Origin of the sequence: Amnibacterium soli (assembly GCF_039544415.1) — a bacterium.
In the GTDB taxonomy this organism is placed as follows: Bacteria; Actinomycetota; Actinomycetes; order Actinomycetales; family Microbacteriaceae; genus Amnibacterium; species Amnibacterium soli.
Genome location: NZ_BAABLP010000003.1, coordinates 159,915 through 184,140, shown reverse-complemented (window position 1 = coordinate 184,140; position 24,226 = coordinate 159,915). Strand labels below are relative to the sequence as shown.

30 protein-coding genes are annotated in these 24,226 nt (G+C 74.1%); 24 read left to right on the top strand and 6 right to left on the bottom strand.

The window, feature by feature from the left end; translation table 11 throughout:
* Positions 1–74 precede the first annotated feature (74 nt).
* Together lipA and lipB are read right to left on the bottom strand one after the other, a co-directional pair.
* A complete protein-coding gene (lipA, locus tag ABEA53_RS09100) occupies positions 75–1,127 on the bottom strand; it encodes a lipoyl synthase (RefSeq protein WP_425550612.1) in 1,053 nt (350 codons plus the stop codon).
* Positions 1,124–1,783 (bottom strand): lipoyl(octanoyl) transferase LipB, encoded by a 660-nt coding sequence (gene lipB / locus ABEA53_RS09095; protein WP_345480800.1) that lies wholly within the window; start codon positions 1,781–1,783, stop codon positions 1,124–1,126. The genes lipA and lipB overlap by 4 nt, the downstream gene beginning before the upstream one ends.
* Before the next feature lie 54 nt (positions 1,784–1,837).
* On the opposite strand from lipB, the gene ABEA53_RS09090 reads away from it, so the two are divergent.
* The gene (locus tag ABEA53_RS09090; RefSeq protein ID WP_345480799.1) at positions 1,838–2,437 is read left to right on the top strand and encodes an HD domain-containing protein; all 600 of its coding nucleotides are present in this window, start codon (positions 1,838–1,840) and stop codon (positions 2,435–2,437) included.
* Positions 2,438–2,480: 43 nt separating this feature from the next.
* On the opposite strand, the gene ABEA53_RS09085 is transcribed toward ABEA53_RS09090, so the two are convergent.
* Complete coding sequence (locus tag ABEA53_RS09085; protein ID WP_345480798.1) at positions 2,481–3,383, bottom strand: aldo/keto reductase; 903 nt, start codon at positions 3,381–3,383, stop codon at positions 2,481–2,483.
* Between the two features lie 39 nt (positions 3,384–3,422).
* Between ABEA53_RS09085 and ABEA53_RS09080 the strand changes: the two genes are divergently transcribed.
* Genes ABEA53_RS09080 through ABEA53_RS09045 form a run of 8 tightly spaced genes read left to right on the top strand, consistent with a single transcriptional unit; the run spans position 3,423 to position 9,503 of the window.
* Complete coding sequence (locus ABEA53_RS09080) at positions 3,423–3,746, top strand: pyrophosphohydrolase domain-containing protein (RefSeq protein ID WP_345480797.1); 324 nt, start codon at positions 3,423–3,425, stop codon at positions 3,744–3,746.
* A 46-nt stretch (positions 3,747–3,792) separates the two neighbouring features.
* The gene (locus ABEA53_RS09075) at positions 3,793–4,776 is read left to right on the top strand and encodes an NAD-dependent epimerase/dehydratase family protein (protein WP_345480796.1); all 984 of its coding nucleotides are present in this window, start codon (positions 3,793–3,795) and stop codon (positions 4,774–4,776) included.
* A gap of 44 nt (positions 4,777–4,820) precedes the next feature.
* Entirely contained in the window at positions 4,821–6,389 is a 1,569-nt protein-coding gene (ffh, locus tag ABEA53_RS09070) for a signal recognition particle protein (protein WP_345480795.1), read from the top strand.
* A gap of 1 nt (position 6,390) precedes the next feature.
* Entirely contained in the window at positions 6,391–6,939 is a 549-nt protein-coding gene (locus tag ABEA53_RS09065) for an MOSC domain-containing protein (RefSeq protein ID WP_345480794.1), read from the top strand.
* Positions 6,940–6,975: 36 nt separating this feature from the next.
* Positions 6,976–7,371: a PPOX class F420-dependent oxidoreductase gene (locus ABEA53_RS09060; protein ID WP_345480793.1), complete on the top strand. Its 396-nt coding sequence runs from the start codon at positions 6,976–6,978 to the stop codon at positions 7,369–7,371.
* A gap of 3 nt (positions 7,372–7,374) precedes the next feature.
* Complete coding sequence (locus ABEA53_RS09055) at positions 7,375–7,989, top strand: DUF4166 domain-containing protein (RefSeq protein ID WP_345480792.1); 615 nt, start codon at positions 7,375–7,377, stop codon at positions 7,987–7,989.
* Positions 7,986–8,942, top strand: coding sequence for an epimerase (locus ABEA53_RS09050; protein ID WP_345480791.1), 957 nt, complete (start codon positions 7,986–7,988; stop codon positions 8,940–8,942). Before ABEA53_RS09055 ends, ABEA53_RS09050 begins: the two co-directional genes overlap by 4 nt.
* A gap of 36 nt (positions 8,943–8,978) precedes the next feature.
* Positions 8,979–9,503, top strand: coding sequence for a YbhB/YbcL family Raf kinase inhibitor-like protein (locus ABEA53_RS09045; RefSeq protein WP_345480790.1), 525 nt, complete (start codon positions 8,979–8,981; stop codon positions 9,501–9,503).
* Between the two features lie 126 nt (positions 9,504–9,629).
* Here the strand turns inward: ABEA53_RS09045 and ABEA53_RS09040 are convergent, their stop codons facing one another.
* The gene (locus ABEA53_RS09040; protein ID WP_345480789.1) at positions 9,630–10,052 is read right to left on the bottom strand and encodes an ester cyclase; all 423 of its coding nucleotides are present in this window, start codon (positions 10,050–10,052) and stop codon (positions 9,630–9,632) included.
* A gap of 130 nt (positions 10,053–10,182) precedes the next feature.
* On the opposite strand from ABEA53_RS09040, the gene ABEA53_RS09035 reads away from it, so the two are divergent.
* Entirely contained in the window at positions 10,183–10,983 is an 801-nt protein-coding gene (locus ABEA53_RS09035) for an LLM class F420-dependent oxidoreductase (protein WP_345480788.1), read from the top strand.
* Between the two features lie 119 nt (positions 10,984–11,102).
* Here the strand turns inward: ABEA53_RS09035 and ABEA53_RS09030 are convergent, their stop codons facing one another.
* A complete protein-coding gene (locus ABEA53_RS09030; protein WP_345480787.1) occupies positions 11,103–12,242 on the bottom strand; it encodes a glutamate--cysteine ligase in 1,140 nt (379 codons plus the stop codon).
* Positions 12,243–12,376: 134 nt separating this feature from the next.
* Here ABEA53_RS09030 and ABEA53_RS09025 point away from each other — a divergent pair, with 134 nt between their 5' ends.
* The 7 genes from ABEA53_RS09025 (at position 12,377) to trmD (ending at position 19,252) form a co-directional block, all read left to right on the top strand.
* Complete coding sequence (locus ABEA53_RS09025) at positions 12,377–13,399, top strand: 3-oxoacyl-ACP synthase III (RefSeq protein WP_345480786.1); 1,023 nt, start codon at positions 12,377–12,379, stop codon at positions 13,397–13,399.
* Positions 13,393–15,960, top strand: a complete 2,568-nt coding sequence (locus ABEA53_RS09020) for an alpha/beta fold hydrolase (protein WP_345480785.1) — start codon at positions 13,393–13,395, stop codon at positions 15,958–15,960. Before ABEA53_RS09025 ends, ABEA53_RS09020 begins: the two co-directional genes overlap by 7 nt.
* Positions 15,957–16,931 carry an NAD-dependent epimerase/dehydratase family protein gene (locus ABEA53_RS09015; protein WP_345480784.1) on the top strand — a complete coding sequence of 325 codons (975 nt, stop codon included), beginning with the start codon at positions 15,957–15,959 and terminating at the stop codon, positions 16,929–16,931. Before ABEA53_RS09020 ends, ABEA53_RS09015 begins: the two co-directional genes overlap by 4 nt.
* A gap of 246 nt (positions 16,932–17,177) precedes the next feature.
* The gene (rpsP, locus tag ABEA53_RS09010; RefSeq protein ID WP_345480783.1) at positions 17,178–17,648 is read left to right on the top strand and encodes a 30S ribosomal protein S16; all 471 of its coding nucleotides are present in this window, start codon (positions 17,178–17,180) and stop codon (positions 17,646–17,648) included.
* Complete coding sequence (locus ABEA53_RS09005; protein WP_345480782.1) at positions 17,648–17,884, top strand: RNA-binding protein; 237 nt, start codon at positions 17,648–17,650, stop codon at positions 17,882–17,884. The genes rpsP and ABEA53_RS09005 overlap by 1 nt, the downstream gene beginning before the upstream one ends.
* Before the next feature lies 1 nt (position 17,885).
* On the top strand, positions 17,886–18,560 hold the full coding sequence (rimM, locus tag ABEA53_RS09000) for a ribosome maturation factor RimM (RefSeq protein ID WP_345480781.1): 675 nt from the start codon (positions 17,886–17,888) through the stop codon (positions 18,558–18,560).
* A gap of 2 nt (positions 18,561–18,562) precedes the next feature.
* Positions 18,563–19,252, top strand: coding sequence for a tRNA (guanosine(37)-N1)-methyltransferase TrmD (gene trmD, locus ABEA53_RS08995; RefSeq protein ID WP_345480780.1), 690 nt, complete (start codon positions 18,563–18,565; stop codon positions 19,250–19,252).
* Positions 19,253–19,314: 62 nt separating this feature from the next.
* Here the strand turns inward: trmD and map are convergent, their stop codons facing one another.
* The gene (map, locus tag ABEA53_RS08990) at positions 19,315–20,082 is read right to left on the bottom strand and encodes a type I methionyl aminopeptidase (RefSeq protein WP_345480779.1); all 768 of its coding nucleotides are present in this window, start codon (positions 20,080–20,082) and stop codon (positions 19,315–19,317) included.
* Positions 20,083–20,230: 148 nt separating this feature from the next.
* On the opposite strand from map, the gene ABEA53_RS08985 reads away from it, so the two are divergent.
* The 7 genes from ABEA53_RS08985 (at position 20,231) to ABEA53_RS08955 (ending at position 24,140) form a co-directional block, all read left to right on the top strand.
* Positions 20,231–20,704 carry a hypothetical protein gene (locus ABEA53_RS08985; RefSeq protein WP_345480778.1) on the top strand — a complete coding sequence of 158 codons (474 nt, stop codon included), beginning with the start codon at positions 20,231–20,233 and terminating at the stop codon, positions 20,702–20,704.
* A 202-nt stretch (positions 20,705–20,906) separates the two neighbouring features.
* Entirely contained in the window at positions 20,907–21,257 is a 351-nt protein-coding gene (gene rplS / locus ABEA53_RS08980; RefSeq protein WP_345480777.1) for a 50S ribosomal protein L19, read from the top strand.
* A gap of 86 nt (positions 21,258–21,343) precedes the next feature.
* Entirely contained in the window at positions 21,344–22,084 is a 741-nt protein-coding gene (lepB, locus tag ABEA53_RS08975) for a signal peptidase I (RefSeq protein ID WP_345480776.1), read from the top strand.
* Positions 22,081–22,773, top strand: a complete 693-nt coding sequence (locus tag ABEA53_RS08970) for a ribonuclease HII (RefSeq protein WP_345480775.1) — start codon at positions 22,081–22,083, stop codon at positions 22,771–22,773. Before lepB ends, ABEA53_RS08970 begins: the two co-directional genes overlap by 4 nt.
* Positions 22,774–22,785: 12 nt before the next feature.
* Positions 22,786–23,109: a DUF2469 domain-containing protein gene (locus tag ABEA53_RS08965; protein ID WP_345480774.1), complete on the top strand. Its 324-nt coding sequence runs from the start codon at positions 22,786–22,788 to the stop codon at positions 23,107–23,109.
* 141 nt (positions 23,110–23,250) lie between these two features.
* Positions 23,251–23,664 (top strand): nitroreductase/quinone reductase family protein, encoded by a 414-nt coding sequence (locus ABEA53_RS08960; protein WP_345480773.1) that lies wholly within the window; start codon positions 23,251–23,253, stop codon positions 23,662–23,664.
* Positions 23,665–23,729: 65 nt separating this feature from the next.
* Positions 23,730–24,140, top strand: a complete 411-nt coding sequence (locus ABEA53_RS08955) for a hypothetical protein (protein WP_345480772.1) — start codon at positions 23,730–23,732, stop codon at positions 24,138–24,140.
* Positions 24,141–24,226 lie beyond the last annotated feature (86 nt).

Genomic DNA, 24,226 nt, shown 5'->3' with positions numbered 1-24,226 from the left:
GCGCGCTGGTCCCGGTTGCGCGCGAGCGCTCGGGCGCAACCGGGACCAGGGTGCGCAGCTCGCGCACCGGCCGGTCAGCCGACGGCCTGCGCGAAGCCCAGGGTCGGGTCGGCGAGGTGCTGCAGGTTCTCCGGCAGCGCGCGGCCCTTCGCGGCCATCGACTGCGCGTAGAGGCGGCCGGCGCGGTAGGAGGAGCGCACGAGCGGCCCGGCGAGCACACCGAGGAAGCCGATCTCCTCCGCCGCGACCTTGAAGTCCTCGAACTCGGCCGGCGTGACCCAGCGAGCGACCGGCAGGTGCCGCGGCGTCGGGCGCAGGTACTGCGTCAGCGTGATGATGTCGGTGCCGGCGGCGTGGAGGTCCTCCAGCGCCTGCAGCACCTCGTCGGCCGTCTCGCCCATGCCGAGGATCAGGTTCGACTTCGTGACCAGGCCCGCGTCGCGCGCCTGGGTCAGCACGCCGAGCGACCGCTCGTACCGGAACGCCGGGCGGATGCGCTTGAAGATGCGCGGCACCGTCTCGACGTTGTGCGCGAAGACCTCGGGGCGGGAGGAGAAGACCTCGCCGAGCAGGTCCGGGTCGCCGGAGAAGTCGGTGGCCAGGATCTCGACGCCGGTGCCGGGCATCGCGGCGTGGATCGCGCGGACCGTCTCCGCGTGCAGCCAGGCGCCCTCGTCGGGCAGGTCGTCGCGGGCGACGCCGGTGACGGTGGCGTAGCGGAGGTTCATCTGCACGACGGACTCCGCGACGCGGCGGGGCTCGTCGCGGTCGTAGTCCGCGGGCTTGCCGGTGTCGATCTGGCAGAAGTCGCACCGCCTCGTGCACTGCGACCCGCCGATGAGGAAGGTGGCCTCGCGGTCCTCCCAGCACTCGGAGATGTTGGGGCAGCCCGCCTCCTGGCAGACCGTGTGCAGCCCCTCGCTCTTGACGAGGTTCCGCAGGTTCTGGAACTCGGGGCCCTGCTTCAGCGTCGTGCGGATCCACGCGGGCTTCCGCTCGATCGGCACCTCCGAGTTGCGGGCCTCGAGCCGCAGCATGCGGCGGTGGCCCGCCTGCGCGGCCTCCTGGTCCGGGCTGAGGCCGGTGGAGGGGAGGCGGACGACCTTGGGCGTCGCGAGGTCGGTCATGCGGCCACCTTCTCGTGTGCGGCGAGGCCGAGGACGCCCTCGCGGAAGTGCTCGAGCACGATCGGCGCCGCGTCGGCGGGCGTGATCGTGCGGCCGGCCAGCGCCGACAGGGTCGTGACGCCCGCGTCCCGGATGCCGCACGCGACGATCCGGTCGTAGGCCGTCAGCTCGTTGCTGCAGTTCAGCGCGAAGCCGTGCATGGTGACGCCCTGCTCGACCCGCAGGCCGATGGCGCCGATCTTGTCCCAGCCACCCGCGCTGTTCCGCACCCAGACGCCGCTGCGGCCCTCGACGCGCTCGCCGGTGACGCCGAAGCGGGCGGCGACGTCGATCATCATCGCCTCGAGGTCGCGCACGAACGCGACGACCTCGTGGCGGTCGGGCAGCCGGAGGATCGGGTACCCGGTCAGCTGGCCGGGGCCGTGCCAGGTGATCTTGCCGCCCCGGTCGACGTCGACCACGGGCGTGCCGTCCTCCGGCCGTTCGTCGGGCGCGGTGCGCTTGCCGGCCGTGTACACGGCCTCGTGCTCGCAGAGGATGAGCGAGTCGGGGCGGGTCCCGGCGACGACCTCCGCGTGGACGCGGCGCTGCAGCGCCCAGCCCTCGTGGTAGTCGAGCAGGTCCGGCGCGAGGCTCGTGAGCGCGACGTCGATCACGCCGCAACCCTACGTCGCGTCGCGGACGTCGCCCGTCCGCGGCAGGATGCGGCCGTGCGACTGAACGACCTCCGCCCGCCGGACACCGCGACCGTGCGCACGGCCCTCGATCTGGCCGCCCGCTACCTGACGCCGGCGCTCGCGGCGCACAGCATCCGCAGCTGGTACTGGGCGGCGGGCTTCGCGGAGGTGCTCGGCCTGCGGCCCGACCGGGAGCTGCTCGCCGTCGCCGCCCTGCTGCACGACATGGGCCTCGCGGAGGAGTTCGACGCGGTGCGGGTGCCCTACGAGTCGTCGGGCGGTCACGTCGCCGCCGTCCTCGGCGCGGGCGCCGGCTGGTCCCGCGACCTGCAGCAGCGGCTCGTCGAGGTCGTCGAGCGCCACAACTGGCCCGAGGTGGACCCGACGTTCGACGTCGAGGGGCACCTGCTCGAGATCGCGACCGGGCTCGACATCTCCGGGGCCCGCCCCGGCGTGCTGCCGCGCGAGTACCTGCAGGAGGTGCTGGGCGCCTACCCGCGCGGCGCGCTCGCGGCGGACTTCGGCGACCGGGTCGCGGAGCAGGCGGACCGGAAGCCGACGTCGCACGCCGCCCGGCTGCTCGCCGGCGGCCTGCGCGACAAGCTGGCAGCGAACCCCCTCGAGTCCCTGTAGGCCTTCCGTTCCGGAGGACGCGTCCTCCTGCGGAACGCGGAGGTCACGGCAGCAGGGACTCGACCCGCTCGACGGTCTCGGCGTCGATCGGCTGCGCCAGCGCCTGGTGCACGGCGTCCCAGTCGGCCTTCGCCCGCGGGGTGACGACGGTGGAGGCGACCGCCTCCGTCGCGAGCAGCCACGCGAGCGCGAGGCCCTCGAGGGACGTGTCGAGGTCGCGGGCGAGGTCCCGCAGGGCGACGAGCGCGTCGAGGGCGGGATCGATCTCGACGTCTCGCGGGGCGCCGAAGCGCATCGCATCCGCCGCGCTCTCCTCCGCCGCCACGTGCCGGCCCGTGAGCCGCCCGGCGCCGAGCGGCGCGCCGGCCAGGATCGCGACGCCGGCGCCGGCGGCCAGCGAGGCGAGGTCCCTCAGGCGGTCCCGCTCGAGCAGGTTGAGGCGGATCCGCACGAATGCGGGCGCCGGCAGGCCCAGCCGGTCGGCCTCGCCGAGCAGCGCCTCCAGCGCCCACACGTCCGCGTCGCCGGCGCCCCAGCCGCGGAGGCGCCCGGACTCGATCGCGCCCGCGAGCGGCTGGAGGGTGTCCTCGAGCGTCGTCTCGGCGTCGGCGCCCCGCAGCCAGGCGAGGTCGATGCGGCCGAGGCGCCGGGATCCCGCGGCGAGGTCGGCCTCGAGGCGCACGGGGGAGAGGTCGCTGCCCCGGCCGCGCCCGACGACGGCGCCGACGCCCGAGAGCACGACGATCCCCTCCGGCTGCCGCTCCTCGAGCCAGCGCCCGGCGGCCGACTCCGCACCGCCGGTGCCGTCGGCGGCGTCGAGGGCTCGGACGCCCGCCTCCCAGCCCTCGTCGAGCAGGTCGACGGCCCGCGCCACCGGGGTCGGCGCCGGTGCGCTGCCCATCGTGCAGGCGGTGAGGTCGAGCCCGGCGACGGCGGTGGTGCGCATTCCGGCGACGGTATCGGTGCCCGCCGCTTGACTGGTGGGATGGAGCTCACCGCACTCGCCGACCGCCTCGAACGCATCTCCGTCGACTACGCGGAGCGCGAGGGGTTCATCCGGGACGAGGACTGGTTCCTGCTGAAGCTGGGGGAGGAGCTGGGCGAGCTCACGCAGGTGGTGCTGGCGCGGACCGGCCGCGGCAAGGACCGCGGCTGGGACGACGCGGAGGTGGAGGCCCGGCTGGCGCAGGAGTGCGCGGACCTGCTCGGGCACGTGCTGCTGCTCGCCCGGCGGTTCGGCGTCGACCTCGACGCCGCGGTGGAGGACAAGTGGCTGCGCTGGGAGCAGCCGCGTCCGGCGCTGCCCTGAGCGGACGCGGGCCGCGTCCCGCGCGGGCGCGGGCAGGATCGGCCGCATGCGACTCCTGGTGCTCGGTGGGACGGCGTGGCTGGGCGGCGAGGTGGCCGCGGAGGCGGTGCGGCGCGGGCACGAGGTGGTCTGCCTCGCCCGCGGGGAGTCGGGCGGGATCCCGGAGGGCGCGCGGCTCGTGCGCGCGGACCGCGACCGCGCCGACGCCTACGAGGGCGCCGCCGGGCACTGGGACGCGGTCGTCGACGTCGCCCGCCACCCCGGTCACGTGCGCGGCGCGATCGCCGCGCTCGACGCGGACCGGTGGCTGTTCGTCTCCACCGGCAACGTCTACGCCGACCACCGCCGTAAGCACCAGGACGAGGAGGCCGCGCTGCTGCGGCCGCTCGAGGGCGACCGGATGGCGTCGATGGAGGAGTACGGCGCCGCGAAGGTCGCCTGCGAGCAGGCGGTCGTCGCCGGGTACGGCGAGCGGGGCCTCGTGGCCCGCGCGGGCCTGATCGGCGGCCCCGGGGACGCCTCCGGCCGCTCCGGCTGGTGGCCGTGGCGCTTCGCCCACCCGTCGGGCGACGCGGTGCTCGCGCCCGATGCGGCCGGACGGTCCTCCCAGCTGCTCGACGTGCGCGACCTCGCCGCCTGGCTGGTCCGCGCCGCGGAGGAGGGGACCGGCGGGGTGCTCGACGCCGTCGGCCCCGAGATCACGGTGGGCGAGCACCTCGAGACGGCCCGGGCCGTCGCGGGATCGGGCGCCGGCCTCGCGGTCGCGCCGGAGGCGTGGCTCACGGAGCAGGGCGTCGAGGAGTGGATGGGGCCGCGCAGCCTGCCGCTGTGGCTCGCCGACCCGGACCGGCAGGGCTTCACCTCCCGGACCGGCTCGGCGGCGCGCGCCGCGGGGCTGACCCACCGCCCGCTCGAGGACACGCTGCGCGACGTGCTGGCGTGGGAGGAGGCGCAGCCCGCGCACCCGCACGGCGCCGGTCTGACCGACGCCGAGGAGCGCGCGCTGCTGCGCCTGCTCGCCGAGCGCTGACCCCGCCGCCCGGGCGCGGGTCCCGCCGGTAGAATCCCGGACCTATGGCCACCTTCGGATCCCTGTCGGATCGTCTCACCGCCGCGCTCGCCAACCTGCGCGGCAAGGGCGTGCTCACGGCGAGCGACGTCGACGGCACGGTCCGCGAGATCCGCCGCGCCCTCCTCGACGCGGACGTCAACCTCGACGTCGTCAAGGCGTTCACCGCGAAGGTGCGCGAGCGCGCGCTCGGCGCCGACCTCAGCAAGGCGCTGAACCCCGCGCAGCAGGTCGTGCAGATCGTGAACGAGGAGCTCGTCGGCATCCTCGGCGGCCAGCAGCGCCGGCTCGAGTTCGCCAAGCAGCCGCCGACCGTGATCATGCTCGCGGGCCTGCAGGGCGCCGGCAAGACGACCCTCGCGGGCAAGCTCGCGAAGTGGCTCGAGAACGACGGCCACACGCCGCTGCTCGTCGCCGCGGACCTTCAGCGCCCGAACGCGGTGCAGCAGCTGCAGGTCGTCGGCGAGCAGGCCGGCGCGACCGTGTTCGCGCCCGAGCCGGGCAACGGCGTCGGCGACCCGGTCCGCGTCGCGAAGGACGCGGTGCGCTTCGCACGCGACAAGCAGCACGACGTCGTGATCATCGACACCGCGGGCCGCCTCGGCGTCGACGCGGAGCTGATGAAGCAGGCCGCGAACATCCGGAAGGCGACGGACCCCGACGAGGTCCTGTTCGTGATCGACGCGATGATCGGTCAGGACGCGGTCGCGACCGCGAAGGCGTTCCAGGACGGCGTCGACTTCACCGGCGTCGTGCTGACGAAGCTCGACGGCGACGCCCGCGGCGGCGCGGCCCTGTCGGTCGCCTCCATCACCGGCCGGCCGATCGTCTTCGCCTCCACGGGCGAGAAGCTCGAGGACTTCGAGCCCTTCCACCCCGACCGCATGGCGAGCCGGATCCTCGACCTGGGCGACATCCTCACCCTGATCGAGCAGGCGCAGCAGACGTTCGACGAGCAGGAGGCGCTCGAGCTCGCGGAGAAGATCGCGACGTCGACCTTCACGCTCGACGACTTCCTCAAGCAGATGCAGCAGCTGCGCAACCGCGGCGGCCTGATGAAGATGATCGGCATGCTGCCGGGCGCCCGGCAGATGCGCGAGCAGCTCGACCAGTTCGACGAGCGGGAGATCGTGCGCACGGAGGCGATCATCCAGTCGATGACGCCGGCCGAGCGGCAGAACCCGAAGCTGCTGAACGGCTCCCGCCGCCTCCGCATCGCCCGGGGCTCCGGCATGACCGTGACCGACGTGAACGCGCTCGTGCAGCGCTTCGACCAGGCCGCGAAGATGATGAAGACCGTCGCACGCGGCGGCGTGCCCCAGATCCCGGGCATGGGCCCCGTGCCGGGCATGGGGTCGGGCCGCGGCAAGCCGCAGCAGAAGAAGAAGCAGGGCTCGAAGTCGGGCAACCCCGCGAAGCGGGCCGCGGAGAACGCGGCGCTCGCCGAAGGCCGGCCGACGAAGCCGCAGAGCGCGGGCGGCGCGGGCTTCGGGCTCGGCGGCGGGGGAGCGGCGGGCGCCGGTCAGCCGAGCGCGGACGACCTCGAGAAGCTCCAGAAGCTGCTCGGTCGCTGAGATGAGCGCCACCGGGTCCGTCGCCGCCGTCGCCCTCGACGGCTCCCACCGGTTCTCGAAGCCGACCGCCGACGAGATCCGGCTGCTCGCCGGGCTCGGCGTGGAGGGGGACGCCCACGCCGGCGTCACCGTGCAGCACAGGTCGCGGGTCGCGCGCGACCCGTCGCAGCCGAACCTGCGCCAGGTGCACCTGATCCACCGCGAGCTGCTCGACGAGGTCGACGCGGACGGCTTCACCGTGCCGCCGGGCGCGATGGGCGAGAACATCACGACCAGCGGCGTCGACCTGCTCGCCCTGCCCGTCGGGGCGAGGCTGCGGATCGGGGACGACGCGGTCGTGGAGGTCACGGGGCTCCGGAACCCCTGCCTGCAGATCGACGGCTACGAGCCCGGGCTGATGAAGCGCATGGTCGGCCGGGACGAGCAGGGGAACGTGGTGCGCCGGGCCGGCGTGATGTCCGTCGTGCTCGCGGGCGGGGTGGTCCGCCCCGGCGACCCGATCGCCGTGGAGCTGCCCGCCGAGCCGCACGTCCCCCTCGCACCCGTCTGAGCACGAGGGCAGGCGGTCGCCCGTAGGGTTCGGGCGATGGAACTCCCCGCCAAGGTCCTCGACCTGCTGCACGCCGCCAGCACCTGCTACCTCGCCACGACGATGCCCGACGGGTCGCCGCAGCTGACCCAGGTCTGGGTCGACACGGACGGCACCGACGTGCTGATCAACACCGTGGAGGGGCACCAGAAGCTGCGCAACGTGCGCCGCGACCCGCGGGTCGCCCTCACGCTCTCCTCCCCGGCCGACCCGAGCGCCTACGTGCAGGTCCGCGGCTCGGTGCGCGAGATCACCACCGAGGGCGCGCGCGAGCACATCGACGAGCTGTCGCAGAAGTACCTCGGGCGGCCGTACCCGGACTTCGGGGGAGGCGGCCAGCAGCGGGTGCTGCTGCGCATCGCGCCGGCCCGGGTGTCGAGCCCGCGCGGCTGACCCGTGCCGTCGCCGTGGGAGGTGGCGCTCGGCGACCGGATCGAGCACCTGCGTCCGGAGCTGCGGGCGTACTTCGCCGCGCTCCCTCCCGACGGCGAGGGGTTCGGCGTCGGCGTGTTCGACCGCGTCGGCGCGCCGCACGGCTGGCTGCACCCCGTGCTGCGGGTGGTCGGCGGCCCCTCCCTCTTCCCCGTGTGGGCGGCCGACGTGCCGTTCGAGGTGCGCAACCGCGCGGTCCCCGGCGTCGCCGGCGTCGCGGCCGAACGGCGCATCCGCCTCGGCGGCCGGGTGCTGACGATGCGGGACGAGACCGTCGCGACCGCGCCGGGCGTGGTCGTCGACCGCGTCGGGAGGCCGCCGCGGCTCGAGGTCGCGTTCCGCCCGACGGTGCAGGACGGCGGCCTGCGGCTCGACTCGTTCCGCGTGCGGCTGCGTCTCGGCGTCTTCCGGCTGCCGCTCGGGCCGCTGTCGCCGCAGGTGGTGCTCACCGAGCGGTTCGACGCCGCCGCGGGCGTGCAGCGGGTGGCGCTGCACGTCGACGCACCCGTGGTCGGCAGGATCTACCAGTACGCCGGGTCCTTCACCTACGGGGTCCGGCAGGAGCAGGAGGACCGATGACCCGGGTCGTGGTGGCCGGCGCGTCCGGCTTCATGGGGCGGCGCCTCGTGGCGGCACGCCGCCGGGCGGGGGAGGACGTCCGCACGATCGGGCGCCGCGGCGCGGACGCCGCCTGGGGCGACACCGCCGCGATCACCCGGCTGCTCGACGGCGCGGACCTGCTGGTGAACCTCGCGGGTCGCAGCGTGAACTGCCGGTACACGCGGGCGAACCGGGCGGAGATCGTGCGCTCACGGGTCGAGACCACGGCCGAGCTCGCCCGTGCCATCACCGCCACGGACGCGCCGCCGCCGCTCTGGATCAACTCGAGCACCGCCACGATCTACCGGCACGCCGACGACCGGCCGATGACGGAGGCGGGCGGCGAGCTCGGCGAGGGCTTCTCCGTCGACGTGGCGCGGGCGTGGGAGCGGGCCTTCTTCGAGCCCGAGCTGCCGGGCGTGCGCCGGGTCGCGCTGCGCACCGCGATCGTGCTGGGTCCGGGCAGCGTGATGATCCCGCTCACCCGCCTCACCCGCCTCGGGCTCGGCGGTCCGCAGCTCGACGGCCGCTGGCCGGGCACCCCCTCCCGGATCGCCGCGGGCGTGCACCACCGGTACCGGCCGGCCTCCGCGCGGGGACGGCAGCGCTTCTCGTGGGTGCACCTCGACGACGTCGTCGACGCGATCGAGTTCCTGCGCGCGCACCCGGATCTCGACGGCGTCGTGAACCTCGCCGCGCCGGAGGCGAGCGACGACCGCACGCTGATGCGCCTGCTCCGCCGCGCGCTCGGGATGCCGATCGGGCTGCCCGCCACCCGGTGGATGCTCGAGCTCGGGTCCTCCGCCATCCGCACCGAGACCGAGCTGGTGCTCAAGAGCCGCTGGGTCGTGCCCGAGCGGCTGCTCGACGCGGGGTTCGTCTTCCGGCACACGGACCGGGAGGCGACGTTGCGCGGGATCCTGCGCCGCTGAGGAGCGGTTCAGCGAGTGCTCCCTACATTGCGGAGCATGAGCGATCGCGACTACGACCCCTACGCCCGGCTCGACCCGGTGCCCTCCTTCCCGCTGACCAGCGACGACGTCGTGGACGGCCAGCCGCTGCCCGCCGCGGTCTACGGCGCGGACGCGGGCGGTCAGGACCGCTCGCCGCAGCTGACCTGGTCGGACCCGCCGGCCGGCACGAAGAGCTTCGCCGTGACGATGTACGACCCGGACGCCCCGACCGGCTCCGGGTTCTGGCACTGGGCCGTCGCGGACATCCCCGCCTCGGTCACCTCGCTCGCCGCGGGTGCGGAGGCGCCGGAGGGCGCCGTCGTGCTGCCCAACGAGCTGCGGCAGCGCGGCTTCACGGGCGCGACCCCGCCGCAGGGCACCGGCGTGCACCGCTACTTCGTCGTCGTCCACGCGGTCGACGTCGAGTCCCTGGGCGTCGACCCGGACATCACGCCGGCGGTGCTGGGCTTCAACCTGCACTTCCACACGCTGGGCCGGGCGATCCTGGTCGGCACCGCGGAGTTCGGCGGAGCCGAATGATGTGCGCAGCCGGTGGAGCCGGATGATGTGCGCAGCAGGCGGAGCCTCCGCCTGAATTCCGGGATGCGGGGATCCGGCGCTGGAGGCCGGGATCCCCGCGTCCGCGGAGGCGTGCTCGCTGCAGGACTACGCCACCCCGAGCTGCTGCAGGATGCCGAGCGTGTCGGTGGCGCCCCAGCGCTCCGTCATCTTCCCGTCGGCGAACCTCCCCACCTGGATGCCGCGGACCTCGAACGACCTGCCGGTCGGCGCGTGGCCCAGGAACTCGCCCTGGTGCGTGCCCGTCACCTTCAGGACCGCGGTCACGAACTCGTCGGTCGCGACGACCTGGACGGGCTCGAGGGCCACGTCCGGGAACGCCTGCTTGAACGTCGTCCAGAACTCGCCGATGCCCTTCGGGCCGGCGGACTGGTCCGGAGCCGGGTCGTGGTCGACGAGGCCGTCCGCGAGCACCTCCGTCAGCCGGTCGTAGTCGCCGCTGCCGACGATCTCGCCCATCCGCCCCTGCGCCTCGAGGTTCGTCTTCGCCTGGTCGCCGCTGTCCGCCATGGGATCTCCTTCGTGTCGTCGTGCACCGCATGATGCGGGTGGTGCATGCCTACGCGACTGGATCGGGGAAAGGCTGGCCGTGCGCGATCCGGCTCGTGGGCGTCCCGGCGGGGTGGAGCAGAATCCCCGCGTGAGCACCGCCGCCTTCCGCGCCGACGACCGACCCGTCCGCATCGCCGTTCAGATCGCCCCGCAGCACCTCCCGATCGCCGCCCTGCGCGACGCGGCGGTGCACGCGGAGGACCTCGGCGTCGACATGATCATGAACTGGGACCACTTCTACCCGCTGTCGGGCGACCCCGACGGGCTGCACTACGAGGCCTGGACGCAGCTGGCCCAGTGGGCGGAGGCGACGGAGCGCGTCGAGCTCGGCCCCCTCGTGAACTGCAACTCGTACCGGAACGCGAACCTGCAGGCCGACATGGCCCGGACGGTGGACCACATCTCCGGCGGCCGCTTCGTGTTCGGCACCGGCTCGGGCTGGGCGCAGCGCGACTACGACGAGTACGGCTACGACTTCGGCACGGTCGGGTCCCGGCTGAACGACCTCGCCCGCGACCTGCCGGTCATCCGCGACCGCTGGACGAGGCTGAACCCGCCTCCGGTGCGGCGCATCCCGATCCTGATCGGCGGCGCGGGCGAGCAGAAGACGCTGCGCCTCGTCGCCGAGCACGCGGACATCTGGCACAGCTTCGTGGCGCCGGAGGAGATCGGGCACAAGCTCGACGTGCTGCAGCGCCACGCGGAGGCGGTCGGCCGCGACGTCGCGGAAATCGAGATCGGCAACGAGCTGCGCGGAGCCGACGACGCGAAGGCGGAGGCCCTCCACGCCGCCGGCGCCCGGCTCTACACGGTCGGCGTCAGCGGCCCGGAGATCGACTGGTCCGGGGTCGAGCGCTGGCTCCGCTGGCGCGACGCGAAGAACGGCTGAGCGCGTTCGCGGATCCGGAGATCTCGCGCGACACGCCGCCTGGAGCCGACGCCCGGCGGCGCGTCGCGCGATTCGTCCGGATCCGCGCGAGTCTTCGGGACCCGGGCGGCGCGGTCGGATCAGCGGAGGGGGACGCCCTCGCGCATCTCGCGGATCAGCGAGCTGACGACGGCCCGCAGGTCGCCGCCCGCCCGTGCTGAGGCGAGCGCCTGCCGCTCGTAGGAGGCGCCGACGTCGATGATCGTCAGCACGTCCTGCAGCTCCTGCGCGCAGCCGAGCCGCTCGGCCACCGGCTCGAGGCGCGCGACGAGGGCGCGGATCGCATCGACGACCTGCGTCTGGCCGCCGTCGCGGTCGACGACGATCTCGGCGTCCATCCCGTACCGGGCGGCCCGCCACTTGTTCTCGCGGACGTACCAGGGCTGCAGGGTCGGGAGCGTCTCGCCGGCGTCGAGGCGCGCGGAGCAGTCGTCGACGATGCACTGCACGAGCGCGGTCAGGGCGCCGATCTCGAACGTCGTCGGCAGGCCGTCGCAGACGCGGGTCTCGACCGTGCCCCACTTCGCCGACGGGCGCACGTCCCAGCGGATCTCGTCCCAGTGGTCGATCACGCCGACCTTGATCAGGTCCTCGACGATCGACTCGTACTGCTGCCACGACTCGAGCTCGGGCGGCAGCCCGGCGGTCGGCAGCTGCTGGAAGAGCATCGCGCGGCTGGAGGCGTAGCCGGAGGACTCCCCGAAGACGAAGGGGGAGGAGGCGGACAGCGCCTGCAGGTGCGGGTAGTAGACGAGCAGGGCGTCGAGCACCGGCAGCGCCTTCGCGGGGGCGTCGAGCCCGACGTGCATGTGCACGCCCCAGATCAGCAGCTGGCGGCCCCACACGCCGGTGCGGTCCATGAGCGTGACGTACCGCTCCTTGTCCGTCACCTGCTGGTCCTGCCAGCGCGCGAACGGGTGCGTGCCGGAGCCGATGAGCTCGAGGCCCATCGGATCGGTGGTGCGGCGGACCTGCTCGACCGTGCGCTGCAGGTCCGCGACGCCCTCCGCGACCGTGCGGTTCACGCCGGTGACGACCTCGACGGTGTTGGTCAGCAGCTCGCTCGTCAGCCGCTCGGCGCCGTCGTCGGACACGACCTCGGTCGTCGCGAGCACCTCCGGCGCCGCGGACACGAGGTCGCCCGTGTCCCGGTCGACCAGCGCGAGCTCCCACTCGATCCCGAGCGTCGAGCGGTCCGACCGCGCGAAGTCGATCGCCATGGCGTCATCCTGGCAGACCGCTCGCCGTCGCCCGTGGGATCGGCGCACCCGGTCTGGACGCCAAGGTGGAGCAGGCAGAATGACGGATCTGCCATCGCGCCCACGAGGCGCGCCTCCGACCAGCTGGAGCCTGCGTGAACGGCAATGCCACCGCGACGTACGACAACGTCGCAATGCTCTCGGTGTCGAGCGTGCTCGGCCCGCTCGTGACGACGTCCGTCGAGATCGAGCGTCGCCTCGACCCGATCCTCAAGCGCCTGCGCCTGCCCTCCGGGCTGCTGCAGCGGGTGGCCGGGGTCGTCGAGCGCCGCAACTGGGGGCCCGGTGTCTCGTCCCACGACGCGGCGGTGCAGGCCGGGGAGAACGCGCTGCGCGAGGCAGGGGTGCCCGCGGGCTCCATCGGCCTGCTGATCAACACCTCCATCACCAAGGAGCACATCGAGCCGTCGGTCGCCACGCGGCTGCACCACGGCCTGGGCCTGCCCTCCTCCGCCATCAACTTCGACGTGTCGAACGCGTGCCTCGGCTTCGTGAACGGCCTCAACCTGGCCGCCCGTCTCATCGACGCGGGACAGGTCGACTACGCGATGGTGATCGACGGCGAGGACGTCGACCGCATCCACAAGTCGACGATGGAGCGCCTGAACCGCGAGGAGATCCAGCGCGAGGACTTCATGAACGAGTTCGCGAGCCTCACGCTCGGCTCGGGCGCCGCCGCGGCCGTGCTCGGCCGCGCGGACCGGCACCCGGAGGGCCACCGCATCGTCGGCGGCGTCACGCGCGCCGCGACCGAGTACAACGAGCTGTGCGTCGCCGACATGGACGGCATGTTCACCGACACCAAGTCGCTGCTGAAGCGCGGCATGGAGCTCGTCACCGCCGCCTGGACCGAGGCGAAGCGGGACTGGAGCTGGTCCGACATGGACCGCTACATCATGCATCAGGTGTCCAGCGTGCACACGGCCGCGTTCGTGAAGGCCGCCGACATCGACCCGGAGCGCGTGCCCGTCACCTACCCGACGCTCGGGAACATCGGCTCCGCGTCGATCCCGATCACGCTGGCGCAGGAGTCGAAGACGCTGACCAAGGGCGAGCGGGTGCTGCTCTGCGGCGTCGGCAGCGGCATCAACACCTCGATGCTCGAACTGGCGTGGTGAGCGCGGCCGCCTCCCTGCCGCCCGCCCTCCCCGGGCTCGACCCCGCCTGGTCGCGCCTGGTCCCGGTGCACGACGCCGCCACCGGGCGGCCGGTCGTGCACCACGTGCTCGACACGGGGAGCGCGCTGGCGGCCGAGGGGATCGAGCCCGTCGGCACGATCCTCGCCGTGCACGGCAACCCGACCTGGAGCTACCTCTGGCGCGGAGTCGTCGCCGAGTCGCTCGCCCGCGCCCGCTCGGGCGCGGAGGCGTGGCGCGTCGTCGCCGTCGACCAGCTCGAGATGGGCTGGTCCGAGCGCACGGACGTCGTCCGCCGCGTCGCGGACCGCGTGCGAGACCTCGGCGCGCTGACGGACGCGCTCGGCCTCGAGGGGCCGGTCGTCGCGCTCGGGCACGACTGGGGCGGCGTCATCGTGTCCGGCTGGGCGCTCGAGCACCAGGACGTGCTCGCGGGCCTCGTGCTGACCAACACGGCCGTCGACGGCCACGCGGCGCTGCCCGCCGCGCTCAAGGCGGCGCTCGCCGCCTCGTCCGTCGGCACGGAGCACACCACCGCCTTCCTCGACACCACGCTCGCGATCGCGCACCCGCGGCTCGACCCCGCGATCCGGTCCGCGTTCCGCACCCCCTACCGCGCGGCCGCCCGGCGGCAGGGGATCCGGGAGTTCGTCGCCGACATCCCCGGCACCGACTCGCACCCGAGCCGCGCCGCGCTGGACGGCATCGCGGCCGGACTCACCGGCCTCGAGGCGCCCGCCCTGCTGCTGTGGGGGCCGCGCGACCCGGTGTTCCAGGAGCGGTACCTGCACGACCTGGTGGACCGGCTGCCGCACGCCGCGGTGCACCGCTTCGAGGGTGCGGGCCACCTGCTGCCCGAGGACGCGGACGTCGCCGGCGCGGTGCTCGACTGGGTCGCCGCGCCGACCCCCGCGCGGAGCGCCGTCGCTGCCGCGGTGCCGGTCGTGGAGACCCGCGCCATGTGGGCGGAGCTCGACGCGCGCGCCGACGACGACGGCCCGGCGCTGGTGGAGCTGCACGGCGACGAGTCGCGCTCGATCTCCTGGCGGCTGCTCGCCCGTCGCGTGCACGAGCTCGCGGCCGGGTTCCACGCGATCGGGATGCAGGCGGGCGACCGCGTCTCCCTCCTCGTGCCGCCGGGCGCCGACCTCACCGCCGCGCTCTACGCCTGCCTCCGCATCGGCGCGACGGTCGTCGTGGCCGACGCCGGGCTGGGTCTCACCGGGCTCACCCGGGCCGTGAAGGGCGCCCGCCCGAGCTGGGTCATCGGCATCCCCGTCGGCCTCGCCGCCGCGCGCGCGCTCGGCTGGCCCGGCGTCCGCATCGCGCCGACGGGGCTGTCCCGCGCGGCCAGGGCGGCGCTCGGCGTCGAGCACACGCTGCCCGAGCTGGCCCGCCTCGGCCGCGGCCGTGCGCTGCCGCCCGAGCCCGGTCCCGATGCGCTCGCGGCCGTGCTGTTCACCTCCGGCTCCACCGGCCCCGCGAAGGGCGTGCGGTACACGCACGCCCGCCTCGCCGGGGTGCGGGACGCGCTCGTCTCGCAGTACGGCATCACGCGGGACACGGGCCTCGTCGCCGGCTTCGCGCCCTTCGCGCTGTTCGGCCCCGCCTTCGGCTGCCGCACCTCCGTGCCCGACATGGACGTGACCAAGCCGAGGACGCTCACCGCCGCCGCCCTCGCGAAGGCCGTCGCAGCGATCGACGCGGACATGATCTTCGTGTCGCCGGCGGCGCTCACCAACGTGCTCGCGACCGCGGAGGACCCCGAGCCGTTCGACGGCGTGCAGCTGCTGCTGACCGTCGGCGCGCCGGTGGGCGCGCCGCTGCTGGACCGGGCGCAGCAGCTGCTGCGGGGCGCCTCCCTCCGCACGCCCTACGGGATGACGGAGACCCTGCTCGTCGCGGACGTGACGCGCGAGGCGATCCACGAGGCGGGGGAGGGGAACGGCGTCTGCGTCGGGCCGCCCATCACCCGCGCCGAGGTGCGCATCGCGCCGCTCGACGAGGCCGGCGTCCCCGCCGCGGTGACGACGACCGACGCCGACGTCACGGGCGAGATCCAGGTGCACGCGCCGCACATGCTCGCCGGGTACGACCGCCTCTGGCGCACGGACGCCGCCGCGAAGGCGGGCACGCCGCAGGAGGAGTGGCACCGCACCGGCGACGTCGGGCACCTCGACGCGCAGGGGCGCCTCTGGGTCGAGGGCCGGCTGCCGCACGTCGTCACGACGGCGGACGGCGTCGTGACGCCCGTGCGCATCGAGCTCGCCGCCCAGCGCGCGGGCGCGCCGCGCGCCGCGGCGGTCGGCGTCGGCCCGCGCGGCACGCAGCAGCTGGTGGTCGTGGTGGAGGGGCAGGAGGGGCCGCTCGCGGACCCCGGAACGGCGGAGGCGGTGCGGCGCGAGACCGACCGGTTCGTCGCCGCGGTGCTCGCCGTGCCCGTGCTGCCCACGGACATCCGCCACAACGCGAAGATCGACCGGGCGAAGATGGCCCGCTGGGCCACCGAGGTGCTCGCCGGCGGGAAGGTCGCCGCGCCGTGAGCCGGGTGCTCGTCACCGGCGCGAGCGGCTGGCTCGGCGCCGCGGTCGCCCGCGACCTGCTGGCCGCGGGCCACGAGGTCCGCACGCTGCAGCGCCGACCGAGCGGCGTCGAGGGCGCGGAGGACGTGCTGGGCTCGGTGACCCAGCCCGACGCGGTCGAGCGCGCGGTCCAGACGATCGACGCGGTCGTGCACCTCGCCGCGAAGGTCTCGTTCGCCGGCGCGGAGGCGGACTTCGTCGCGGTGAACATCGAGGGCACCCGCACGCTGGTCCGCGCGGCGAAGCGCGCCGGCGTGCACCGCTTCGTCTTCGTGTCGTCGCCGTCGGTGGCCCACACGGGCGAGGCGATCATGGGGGAGGACGCGCCGCCGGCCCAGCCCGAGCGCGCCCGCGGCCCCTACGCCCGCACGAAGGCCGCCGCGGAGCTCGTCGCGCTCGGCGCGGACGCCCCCGGTCTCGCCGTCGTGGCCGTCCGGCCGCACATCGTGTGGGGCCCGGGCGACCCGCAGCTCGTCGCCCGCGTGCAGCAGCGCGCCGCGGCCGGACGCCTGCCCGTCGTCGGCTCGGGCGCCGCGCTCGTCGACAGCACCTACCTCGACGACGCCGTGTCCGGGATCCGCGCCGCGCTCGACGCCGCGGAGCGGGTGCACGGCAACGCCTACGTGCTCACCTCCGGCGAGCCCCGGCCGATCTCCGAGCTGTTCGCCGGGTTCTGCGCCGCCGCAGGCGTCGCTCCGCCGTCGCGGCGCGTGCCCGCCGGCGCCGCCAAGGCCGCGGGGTCCCTCGTCGAGGCGGTCTGGCGCGTGCGCCCCGGCGCCGACGAGCCGCCGATGACCCGCTTCCTCGCCGAGCAGCTGTCGACCGCGCACTGGTTCGACCTGCGCCGCACGATGCGCGACCTGGCGTGGCGCCCCGAGGTGGGCGTGACCGAGGGCCTCCGTCGCCTCGCCGCGCACCGCACCGCCTCCTGAGCGGATCGCGCTATCGCGCGCGCTCCTGGTCGGACGTCGCGGATGCTGTCGGTGCGACGGAGGGGCGGGACACGCGGGGGTGGGAGCGGGAAGCGGCGCGGTCTGGCAGAATGTCCAGTCGGGTCCGCGAGCTTCGACCCTCTATCAGGCTCGTGGACGGACTTCTTGGTCCTTTCGCCGGGTGTGCCCCACGCCCCCGGCGCAGCGGATCGTCAACGCATCGACTCACGTGAGGAACCACGAACTGTGGCTGTCAAGATCCGCCTGAAGCGGCTCGGCAAGATCCGGGCCCCCTACTACCGCATCGTCGTCGCCGACTCGCGCACCAAGCGCGACGGCCGCGTCATCGAGGAGATCGGTCAGTACCACCCGACCGAGCACCCCTCCGTCATCAAGGTCGACTCCGACCGCGCGCAGTACTGGCTCGGCGTCGGCGCGCAGCCGACCGAGCAGGTCGCGGCGCTGCTGAAGCTCACCGGCGACTGGGGTCGCTTCAAGGGCGACGCGAACGCCAAGAGCACCGTGCAGGTCAAGGACGAGAAGGTCGCCTTCACGCCCGACGCCAAGAAGGGCTCCGTCGTCCGCTCGAAGGAGTCGCTCGCCGACGCCAAGGCCGCGGTCGTCGCGGACGAGGCCGCTGACGACGTGCGCGTCGACGACGCCGAGGCCTCCTCGACCGTCGAGCACGAGACGCCGCAGCAGGTCGAGAACTCCTGATGCTCGAATCCGCCCTCCTGCACCTCGTCAAGGGGATCGTCGACTCGCCGGACGACGTCCGCGTGGCGTCGCACGAGTCACCCCGCGGCGAGGTGCTGGAGGTGCGGGTCGCGCCTGCCGACCTCGGCCGCGTGATCGGCCGCTCCGGCCGGACCGCGAAGGCGCTGCGCACCGTGATCGCCGCGCTCGCCGACGGCCGCCGGGTCCGTGTCGACGTCGTCGACGTCGACCGCTGACGTGGCCGCCGCTGATCGGGTCGGGGGCCGCAACCGCGCTGCGCAGACGCAGCTCCGCGTGGGCCGCCTCACCAAGGCCCACGGTCTGAAGGGCGGGCTCAAGCTCGAGCTCTTCACCGACGACCCGGACCGCCGCTTCACGCCCGGCGCCTCGTTCTCCCTGCAGGTGCCGGAGACGTCGCCGTGGCACGGCAAGCGCCTCGAGCTCGCCGAGCTGCGCTGGTACAACGGCATGCCCGTCGGCTTCTTCGTCGACGTGGCCAACCGCACCGCCGCCGAGAGCCTGGTCAAGGCGATCCTCTGGGTCGACCAGGACCCGGAGGAGGTCGCCGAGCCCGACGCCTGGTACGACCACCAGCTCGTCGGTCTCGACGTCGTGCGCGACGGCGAGACCCTCGGCACCATCGACCGCCTCGAGCACCTGCCGGCGCAGGACCTGCTCGTCGTGAAGCTCGGCGACCGCGAGGTGCTCGTGCCCTTCGTGCGCGCGATCGTGCCCGAGGTCGACCTCGACGGCGGCCGCGTCGTCGTCACGCCGCCCGACGGCCTCTTCGAGCCGATCGACGACGAGCCCGAGCCGGAGCCCGACTCCGCCTCGTCCGACGAGGAGGGCGCTCAGGCCGCCGAGCAGCCGGACGCCGAGGACGACGGGACCGCGTCGACCGAGCGGTCCTGACCGTGCGGCTCGACGTCGTCACGATCTTCCCCGAGTTCTTCGCGGCGCTCGATGTCTCGCTGCTGGGCAAGGCGCGCACGTCCGGCCTGCTCGACGTGCACGTGCACGACCTGCGGGACGCGACGCACGACCGGCACCGCACCGTCGACGACACCCCCTACGGCGGCGGCGCCGGCATGGTGATGAAGCCCGAGCCGTGGGGCGAGACCCTCGACGCGCTGCTCGCCGACGACGACGACCCGCTCGTCGTCTTCCCGACCCCGGCGGGCACGCCCTTCGACCAGGCCGCGGCGAAGCGGCTGGCGGGGGAGCGGCGCCTCGTCTTCTGCTGCGGCCGCTATGAGGGCATCGACCAGCGCGTGGTCGACGACACCGCCTCCCGCGCCCGGGTCGCGGAGATCAGCCTCGGCGACTTCGTGCTGAACGGCGGCGAGGTGGCGGTGCTCGCGATCGTGGAGGCCGTCGGCCGGCTGCTGCCCGGCGTCATCGGCAACCCCGAGAGCCTCACCGAGGAGAGCCACGAGGACGGCCTGCTCGAGTACCCGTCGTACACGAAGCCCGCCGTGTGGCGGGAGCGCGAGGTGCCCGCGGTGCTCCGCTCCGGCGACCACGGCGCCGTCGCACGGTGGCGCCACGAGCAGGCGCTCGAGCGCACCCGCCGGGTCCGCCCGGACCTCCTGCCGCCCGAGTAGCCCTGTTCTTCATCGTCACGGAGTTCTGGCGTGCCAGAACTCCGTGAAGATGAAGAACCGCGTCAGTCGCGGGCGGTGAGGACGATCGGGTCGCCGTCGGTGATCGCGATCGTGTGCTCGCTGTGGGCCCCGCGGGAGCCGTCCTGGCTGCGGAGGGTCCAGCCGTCCGGGTCCGTGAAGATGCGGTCGGTCGTCTCGAGCAGCCACGGCTCGATCGCGAGCACGAGGCCCGGCTTGAGCTTCAGGCCGCGGTGCGGCCGGCCGTCGTTCGGCACGTGCGGGTCGCCGTGCATCGTGCGCCCGACGCCGTGGCCGCCGAACTCGAGGTTCACGGAGTAGCCGGCCGCCCGGCACACGTCGCCGATCGCGGCGGAGACGTCGCCGAGCTTGAAGCCGGGCCGCGCGGTCGCGATCGCGGCGTCGAGCGCGGTGCGCGTCGTCGCGATGAGGCGCTCGTCCTGCGGGCGGGGCGTGCCGACGATGACGGTGACCGCGCTGTCGGCGACCCAGCCGTCGACGCTCGCGGCGAAGTCCACGCTCAGCACGTCGCCGTCCTGCAGCGCGTAGTCGTGGGGGAGGCCGTGCAGCACCGCGTCGTTCACCGACGTGCAGAGCACCTTCCCGAACGGCATCGCGCCGAAGGAGGGGTGGTAGTCGATGTAGCAGCTCTCCGCGCCGGCGTCCCGGATCATGCCGTGGGCGATGCGGTCCAGCTCCAGCAGGTTCATGCCGACGGCGGCGTCGGCGGCCAGCCGCTCGAGGACGGAGGCGACGAAGCGGCCCGCCGGTCGCATCGCCTCGATCTCGGCGGGGGTGCGCAGCTCGATCACGGTGCCTCCTCGTTCAGCCCAGAAGACCCTAGACCGGCACGGGCGCGGCGGCGGTCCGAGCGACCGCCGCCCGAGCGGTGCCCATGAGGACCCTCTGCCTTGGGCGAACACCCTCGGTGGAGCGCCGGTGCGGATCTAGTCTCGCCGCATGGCACTTCGTCGGGCCTTCTTCGCCTGGCAGTTCGCGGCCGCCGCCGTGCTGCCCCTCTGGCTCCTGCTCGGCTACGCCGTGTGGGGCGCGTCCGTCGGCGGGCTGCTCAGCGTCGTGCTGCTGGCACCGCTCGTGCTCGTCGTCGAGCTCGGGCTCGCGCTGCTGTTCTCCGCGCGCGCCGGGGTGCGCCGCAGCAGGGCGCTCGACCTGCCGGCGGTCGGCGTGCTCGCCGCCTACCAGGTCGGCGTCATCGGCTTCGGGTTCTTCGGCCCCGCCTCCGCGTGGTTCGGGCTGCTCGCAGCCGTCGCCGCCATCGGGGGCTTCTGGCTCGGCGGCCGCCTCCTCGTCCGCGACGTGCGCGAGCGGATGCAGGCGACCATGACCGCGTTCGGCCGCCCGCCGCAGGCGCCCGCGGCGCGCGCGCCGATCGACGCCGGCGAGTACGTCGTCATCAAGCCCTCCTCGCGGTAGGAGCCGGTCCGGGCGCCCGAGCAGGGCGCCGATCACGCGCTGCAGGCCCCCGACGCGCCCGGTGTGCCACAATGGTCGATCGTGCCGCGGCCGTTCCTGCCGCCTGGGGGACCTCCATGAGTCCGCGGCACCCTTTCTCCCGGCGCTGATCCCAGCGCCCCGATGCGGGCCGACCGGCGGCGCGCCCAGGAAGTAGTACCGAATGAGTCAGCTGCTCGACGCGGTGGATGCCGCCAGCCTCCGTTCCGACGTCCCCGACTTCCGCCCCGGCGACACCGTGCGCGTGCACGTGAACATCGTCGAGGGCACCCGCAGCCGCATCCAGGTGTTCCAGGGCGCGGTCATCGCGCGCCAGGGCGCCGGCGTGCGCGAGACCTTCACGGTCCGCAAGGTCAGCTTCCAGGTCGGCGTGGAGCGCACCTTCCCGGTGCACTCCCCGGTCATCGACCACATCGAGATCGTCACCCGCGGTGACGTCCGACGCGCGAAGCTCTACTACCTGCGCGAGCTGCGCGGCAAGAAGGCGAAGATCAAGGAGAAGCGGGACGCCTGAGTCCCGGCGCTCACCCGCCCCCGTACACTGACCCGCGCGCAGGTCGACCGACCTGCGCGCGGGGTGCGGGAGGGGTCGTTCTCGACATGGTCCAGAGCCCGCCGCGCGACGCACCGGAGCGATCCGGTCGACGCCCGGGCCGCGGCGCCGCGGGGTTCCTGCGGGACCTCGTGGTCATCGTCGTCGTGGCGGTCCTCGCCTCGTTCCTGATCAAGACGTTCCTGATCAGGTCCTTCTTCATCCCCTCCGAGTCGATGCAGGACACGCTGCAGGTCGGCGACCGCATCCTCGTGAACGAGCTGGTGCCCGGTCTGATCCCGCTGCAGCGCGGCGACGTCGTCGTGTTCACGGACCCGGGCGGCTGGCTCGAGGGCGACCAGGTCGCCCCGCCGTCGAACCCGGTGTCCGCCGCCGGCGAGTGGATCGCCTCCCTCGTGGGCCTGTCCACGCAGGACGCCAACGACCACCTCGTGAAGCGCGTCATCGGGCTGCCGGGCGACCACGTCGTCTGCTGCAACGCCCTCGGGCAGATGAGCGTCAACGGCACGCCGCTCGACGAGCCCTACGTGGTGCTGCAGCCGGGCAGCCGCGCCGTCTCCGGCCAGACCTTCGACGTCGTCGTGCCGAAGGACCGCCTGTGGGTGATGGGCGACAACCGGTACAACTCGGCCGACTCGCGGTTCCACCCCGACACGGCGACCAAGGGCTTCGTGCCGATGTCCGACGTCGTCGGGCGCGCCTTCGTCATCTCCTGGCCGCTGTCGCACTGGTCGTGGCTCTCCGACTACCCCGAGACCTTCGACGGGGTCCGGGCGCCGAGCGGATGACCGCGGGTCGTCCTCCCGGGCTCGCGGTCGAGCGCGCCCTGCTCGCCTCCGGCGCGACGCTCGTCATCGGTTGCGACGAGGTGGGCCGCGGCGCGATCGCGGGTCCCGTCGGCGTGGGCGTCGCCGTGCTCGACCCGGAGCGCAAGCGCATCCCGAACGGCCTGCGCGACTCGAAGCTGCTGCCGGAGCCGGACCGCGTCTCCCTGGAACCGCGCGTGCGCGCCTGGACCGCCGCCTCCGCCGTCGGCCTCGCGGGCAACGACGAGATCGACGGCTCCGGCATCTCCGCCTGCCTGGGCCTCGCCGGCGCGCGGGCGCTGGGCGGGCTGCTCGCGCTCGGCGTGGGCCTCGGCGGCGCGGTCGTGCTGCTCGACGGCAACTGGGACTGGCTGACGCCGGGGCTGATCGCGGCCGGGCTGCCGGTGCTGCCGCAGGTGGTCACGCGGATCAAGGCGGACCGCGACTGCGCCTCCGTGTCCGCCGCCTCCGTCGTCGCGAAGGTGCACCGCGACTCCCTGATGATCGACCGCCACGACGAGCACCCCGTGTACGGCTGGCGCAGCAACAAGGGCTACGCGTCGAAGCACCACTACGCCGCGATCGGCGAGCACGGGCCGTGCGACTGGCACCGCCGCACATGGCTGCACGCCGTCTCCGCATCCGCCGCGGACGCCGCCGACGAAACGTAGGATCGTCGGACGATGGACGACGACGAGATCGAGGACTACGACCGGGAGGTCGAGCTCCAGCTCTACCGCGAGTACCGCGACGTGGTGAGCCAGTTCAAGTACGTCGTGGAGACGGAGCGCCGGTTCTACCTGGCGAACGACGTCGAGCTGACGCGCCGGGACACCGAGCACGACTTCTACTTCGAGCTGCAGATGCACGACGTGTGGGTGTGGGACGTCTACCGCGCCGACCGCTTCGTGAAGAGCGTCCGCGTGCTCACGTTCAAGGACGTGAACGTGGAGGAGCTGTCGGCCAAGGAGCTGGAGCTGCCGCAGGAGCTCGCGCTCGACGAGTAGCGCCCACCGCTCGCCGATCGCGGGCGCTGCCGGACGTCCTCGGCGTCCGTGCACGCCCGCCTCGTCCGATGCGGCCCGGTTCCTGCATGGAGAAGGGTGCAGGGGCTCGCGCCTGCGCGCCGCGCTCGGCAGAGTGGCGCCATGGACATGCTGGCGTTCAACGACGACGTCATCCGCCGCTTCCGGGCCGGCGAGCAGATCGAGGGCCTGCACCGCGACGCGCTGGTGCTGCTCACCACGACCGGGCGGCGGTCGGGGACGAGGCGGACCGCGCCGATGATGTTCGTCGACCTGGAGGGGGATCCCCTCGTGGTCGCGAGCAACGCGGGGGCGGCGGAGCACCCGGCCTGGTTCGTCAACCTCCTCGCCGACCCGCGGGTGACGGTCGAGACGCCGGACGGGTGCTCGGCGGAGGCCGTCGCGGAGGTCCTCGAGGGCGAGGAACGGGCGCGCGTCTGGCGCGACCTGACCGCCGGCTTCCCGTTCCTCGTGCAGCACGAGGAGCGCGCCGGCGACCGCGAGATCCCGCTCGTCCGCCTCCGCCGGGGCCGCTGACCGGTCCTCCTCGACGAGGATCGATGCGGGTCGCCACTCGGTGCGACGTCTGCTGAGGTGACCGGATGGCGAGGATCGCGGCGTGGACGAGACTCGTCTCGACGCCCGTCGGCCTTCCCGGGCTGGCGGTCACCCCGTTCGCGCTCGAGCAGTGGAACCTGACGTCCGAGGACCTCGGTGCCGTGTCCGCCCTCCGCCTCTCGGCGTCGGGGGAGCCCGTCCCGCAGCCGGGGCGCCACCTGGTGGACCTCGTGGAGAGCAGTGCGGTGAGCCTCGTCGAGGCGGCGACGGGGGTCCGCCGTGCGCGGGGGACGTTCCCCGACCGGCACCCGGTCCCGTGGGACGTGGCGCTCGGGCACGCGGGGCGCCTGGTGCTCCTCGTCAACGTCGTTCCGCCGGCAGCACCGGCCACCCGTCTCGACTGGTTCCAGGACTCCGAGCTCGTCCTGCTGCAGTTCCTGCGTCAGGACGCATGACACCTCCGCCGCATCGCGGAGGCCGCTGAACGCTCCTCCCCAGGGCCGGATCGAGCCGTCCTCGTTCCACGCCGCCGCACGTGGTC

Coding starts and splice junctions, on each gene's coding strand:
- ABEA53_RS08985 (WP_345480778.1), top strand. CDS start 20,231: ATGGCACTTCGTCGGGCCTTCTTCGCCTGGCAGTTCGCGGCCGCCGCC.
- rplS (WP_345480777.1), top strand. CDS start 20,907: ATGAGTCAGCTGCTCGACGCGGTGGATGCCGCCAGCCTCCGTTCCGAC.
- ABEA53_RS09050 (WP_345480791.1), top strand. CDS start 7,986: ATGACCCGGGTCGTGGTGGCCGGCGCGTCCGGCTTCATGGGGCGGCGC.
- ABEA53_RS09085 (WP_345480798.1), bottom strand. CDS start 3,383: ATGCGCACCACCGCCGTCGCCGGGCTCGACCTCACCGCCTGCACGATG.
- lepB (WP_345480776.1), top strand. CDS start 21,344: ATGGTCCAGAGCCCGCCGCGCGACGCACCGGAGCGATCCGGTCGACGC.
- ABEA53_RS09030 (WP_345480787.1), bottom strand. CDS start 12,242: ATGGCGATCGACTTCGCGCGGTCGGACCGCTCGACGCTCGGGATCGAG.
- ABEA53_RS08965 (WP_345480774.1), top strand. CDS start 22,786: ATGGACGACGACGAGATCGAGGACTACGACCGGGAGGTCGAGCTCCAG.
- ABEA53_RS09045 (WP_345480790.1), top strand. CDS start 8,979: ATGAGCGATCGCGACTACGACCCCTACGCCCGGCTCGACCCGGTGCCC.
- ABEA53_RS09065 (WP_345480794.1), top strand. CDS start 6,391: ATGAGCGCCACCGGGTCCGTCGCCGCCGTCGCCCTCGACGGCTCCCAC.
- ffh (WP_345480795.1), top strand. CDS start 4,821: ATGGCCACCTTCGGATCCCTGTCGGATCGTCTCACCGCCGCGCTCGCC.
- lipA (WP_425550612.1), bottom strand. CDS start 1,127: ATGACCGACCTCGCGACGCCCAAGGTCGTCCGCCTCCCCTCCACCGGC.
- ABEA53_RS08960 (WP_345480773.1), top strand. CDS start 23,251: ATGGACATGCTGGCGTTCAACGACGACGTCATCCGCCGCTTCCGGGCC.
- ABEA53_RS09075 (WP_345480796.1), top strand. CDS start 3,793: ATGCGACTCCTGGTGCTCGGTGGGACGGCGTGGCTGGGCGGCGAGGTG.
- ABEA53_RS09040 (WP_345480789.1), bottom strand. CDS start 10,052: ATGGCGGACAGCGGCGACCAGGCGAAGACGAACCTCGAGGCGCAGGGG.
- ABEA53_RS08955 (WP_345480772.1), top strand. CDS start 23,730: ATGGCGAGGATCGCGGCGTGGACGAGACTCGTCTCGACGCCCGTCGGC.
- ABEA53_RS09060 (WP_345480793.1), top strand. CDS start 6,976: ATGGAACTCCCCGCCAAGGTCCTCGACCTGCTGCACGCCGCCAGCACC.
- ABEA53_RS09080 (WP_345480797.1), top strand. CDS start 3,423: ATGGAGCTCACCGCACTCGCCGACCGCCTCGAACGCATCTCCGTCGAC.
- ABEA53_RS09005 (WP_345480782.1), top strand. CDS start 17,648: ATGCTCGAATCCGCCCTCCTGCACCTCGTCAAGGGGATCGTCGACTCG.
- ABEA53_RS08970 (WP_345480775.1), top strand. CDS start 22,081: ATGACCGCGGGTCGTCCTCCCGGGCTCGCGGTCGAGCGCGCCCTGCTC.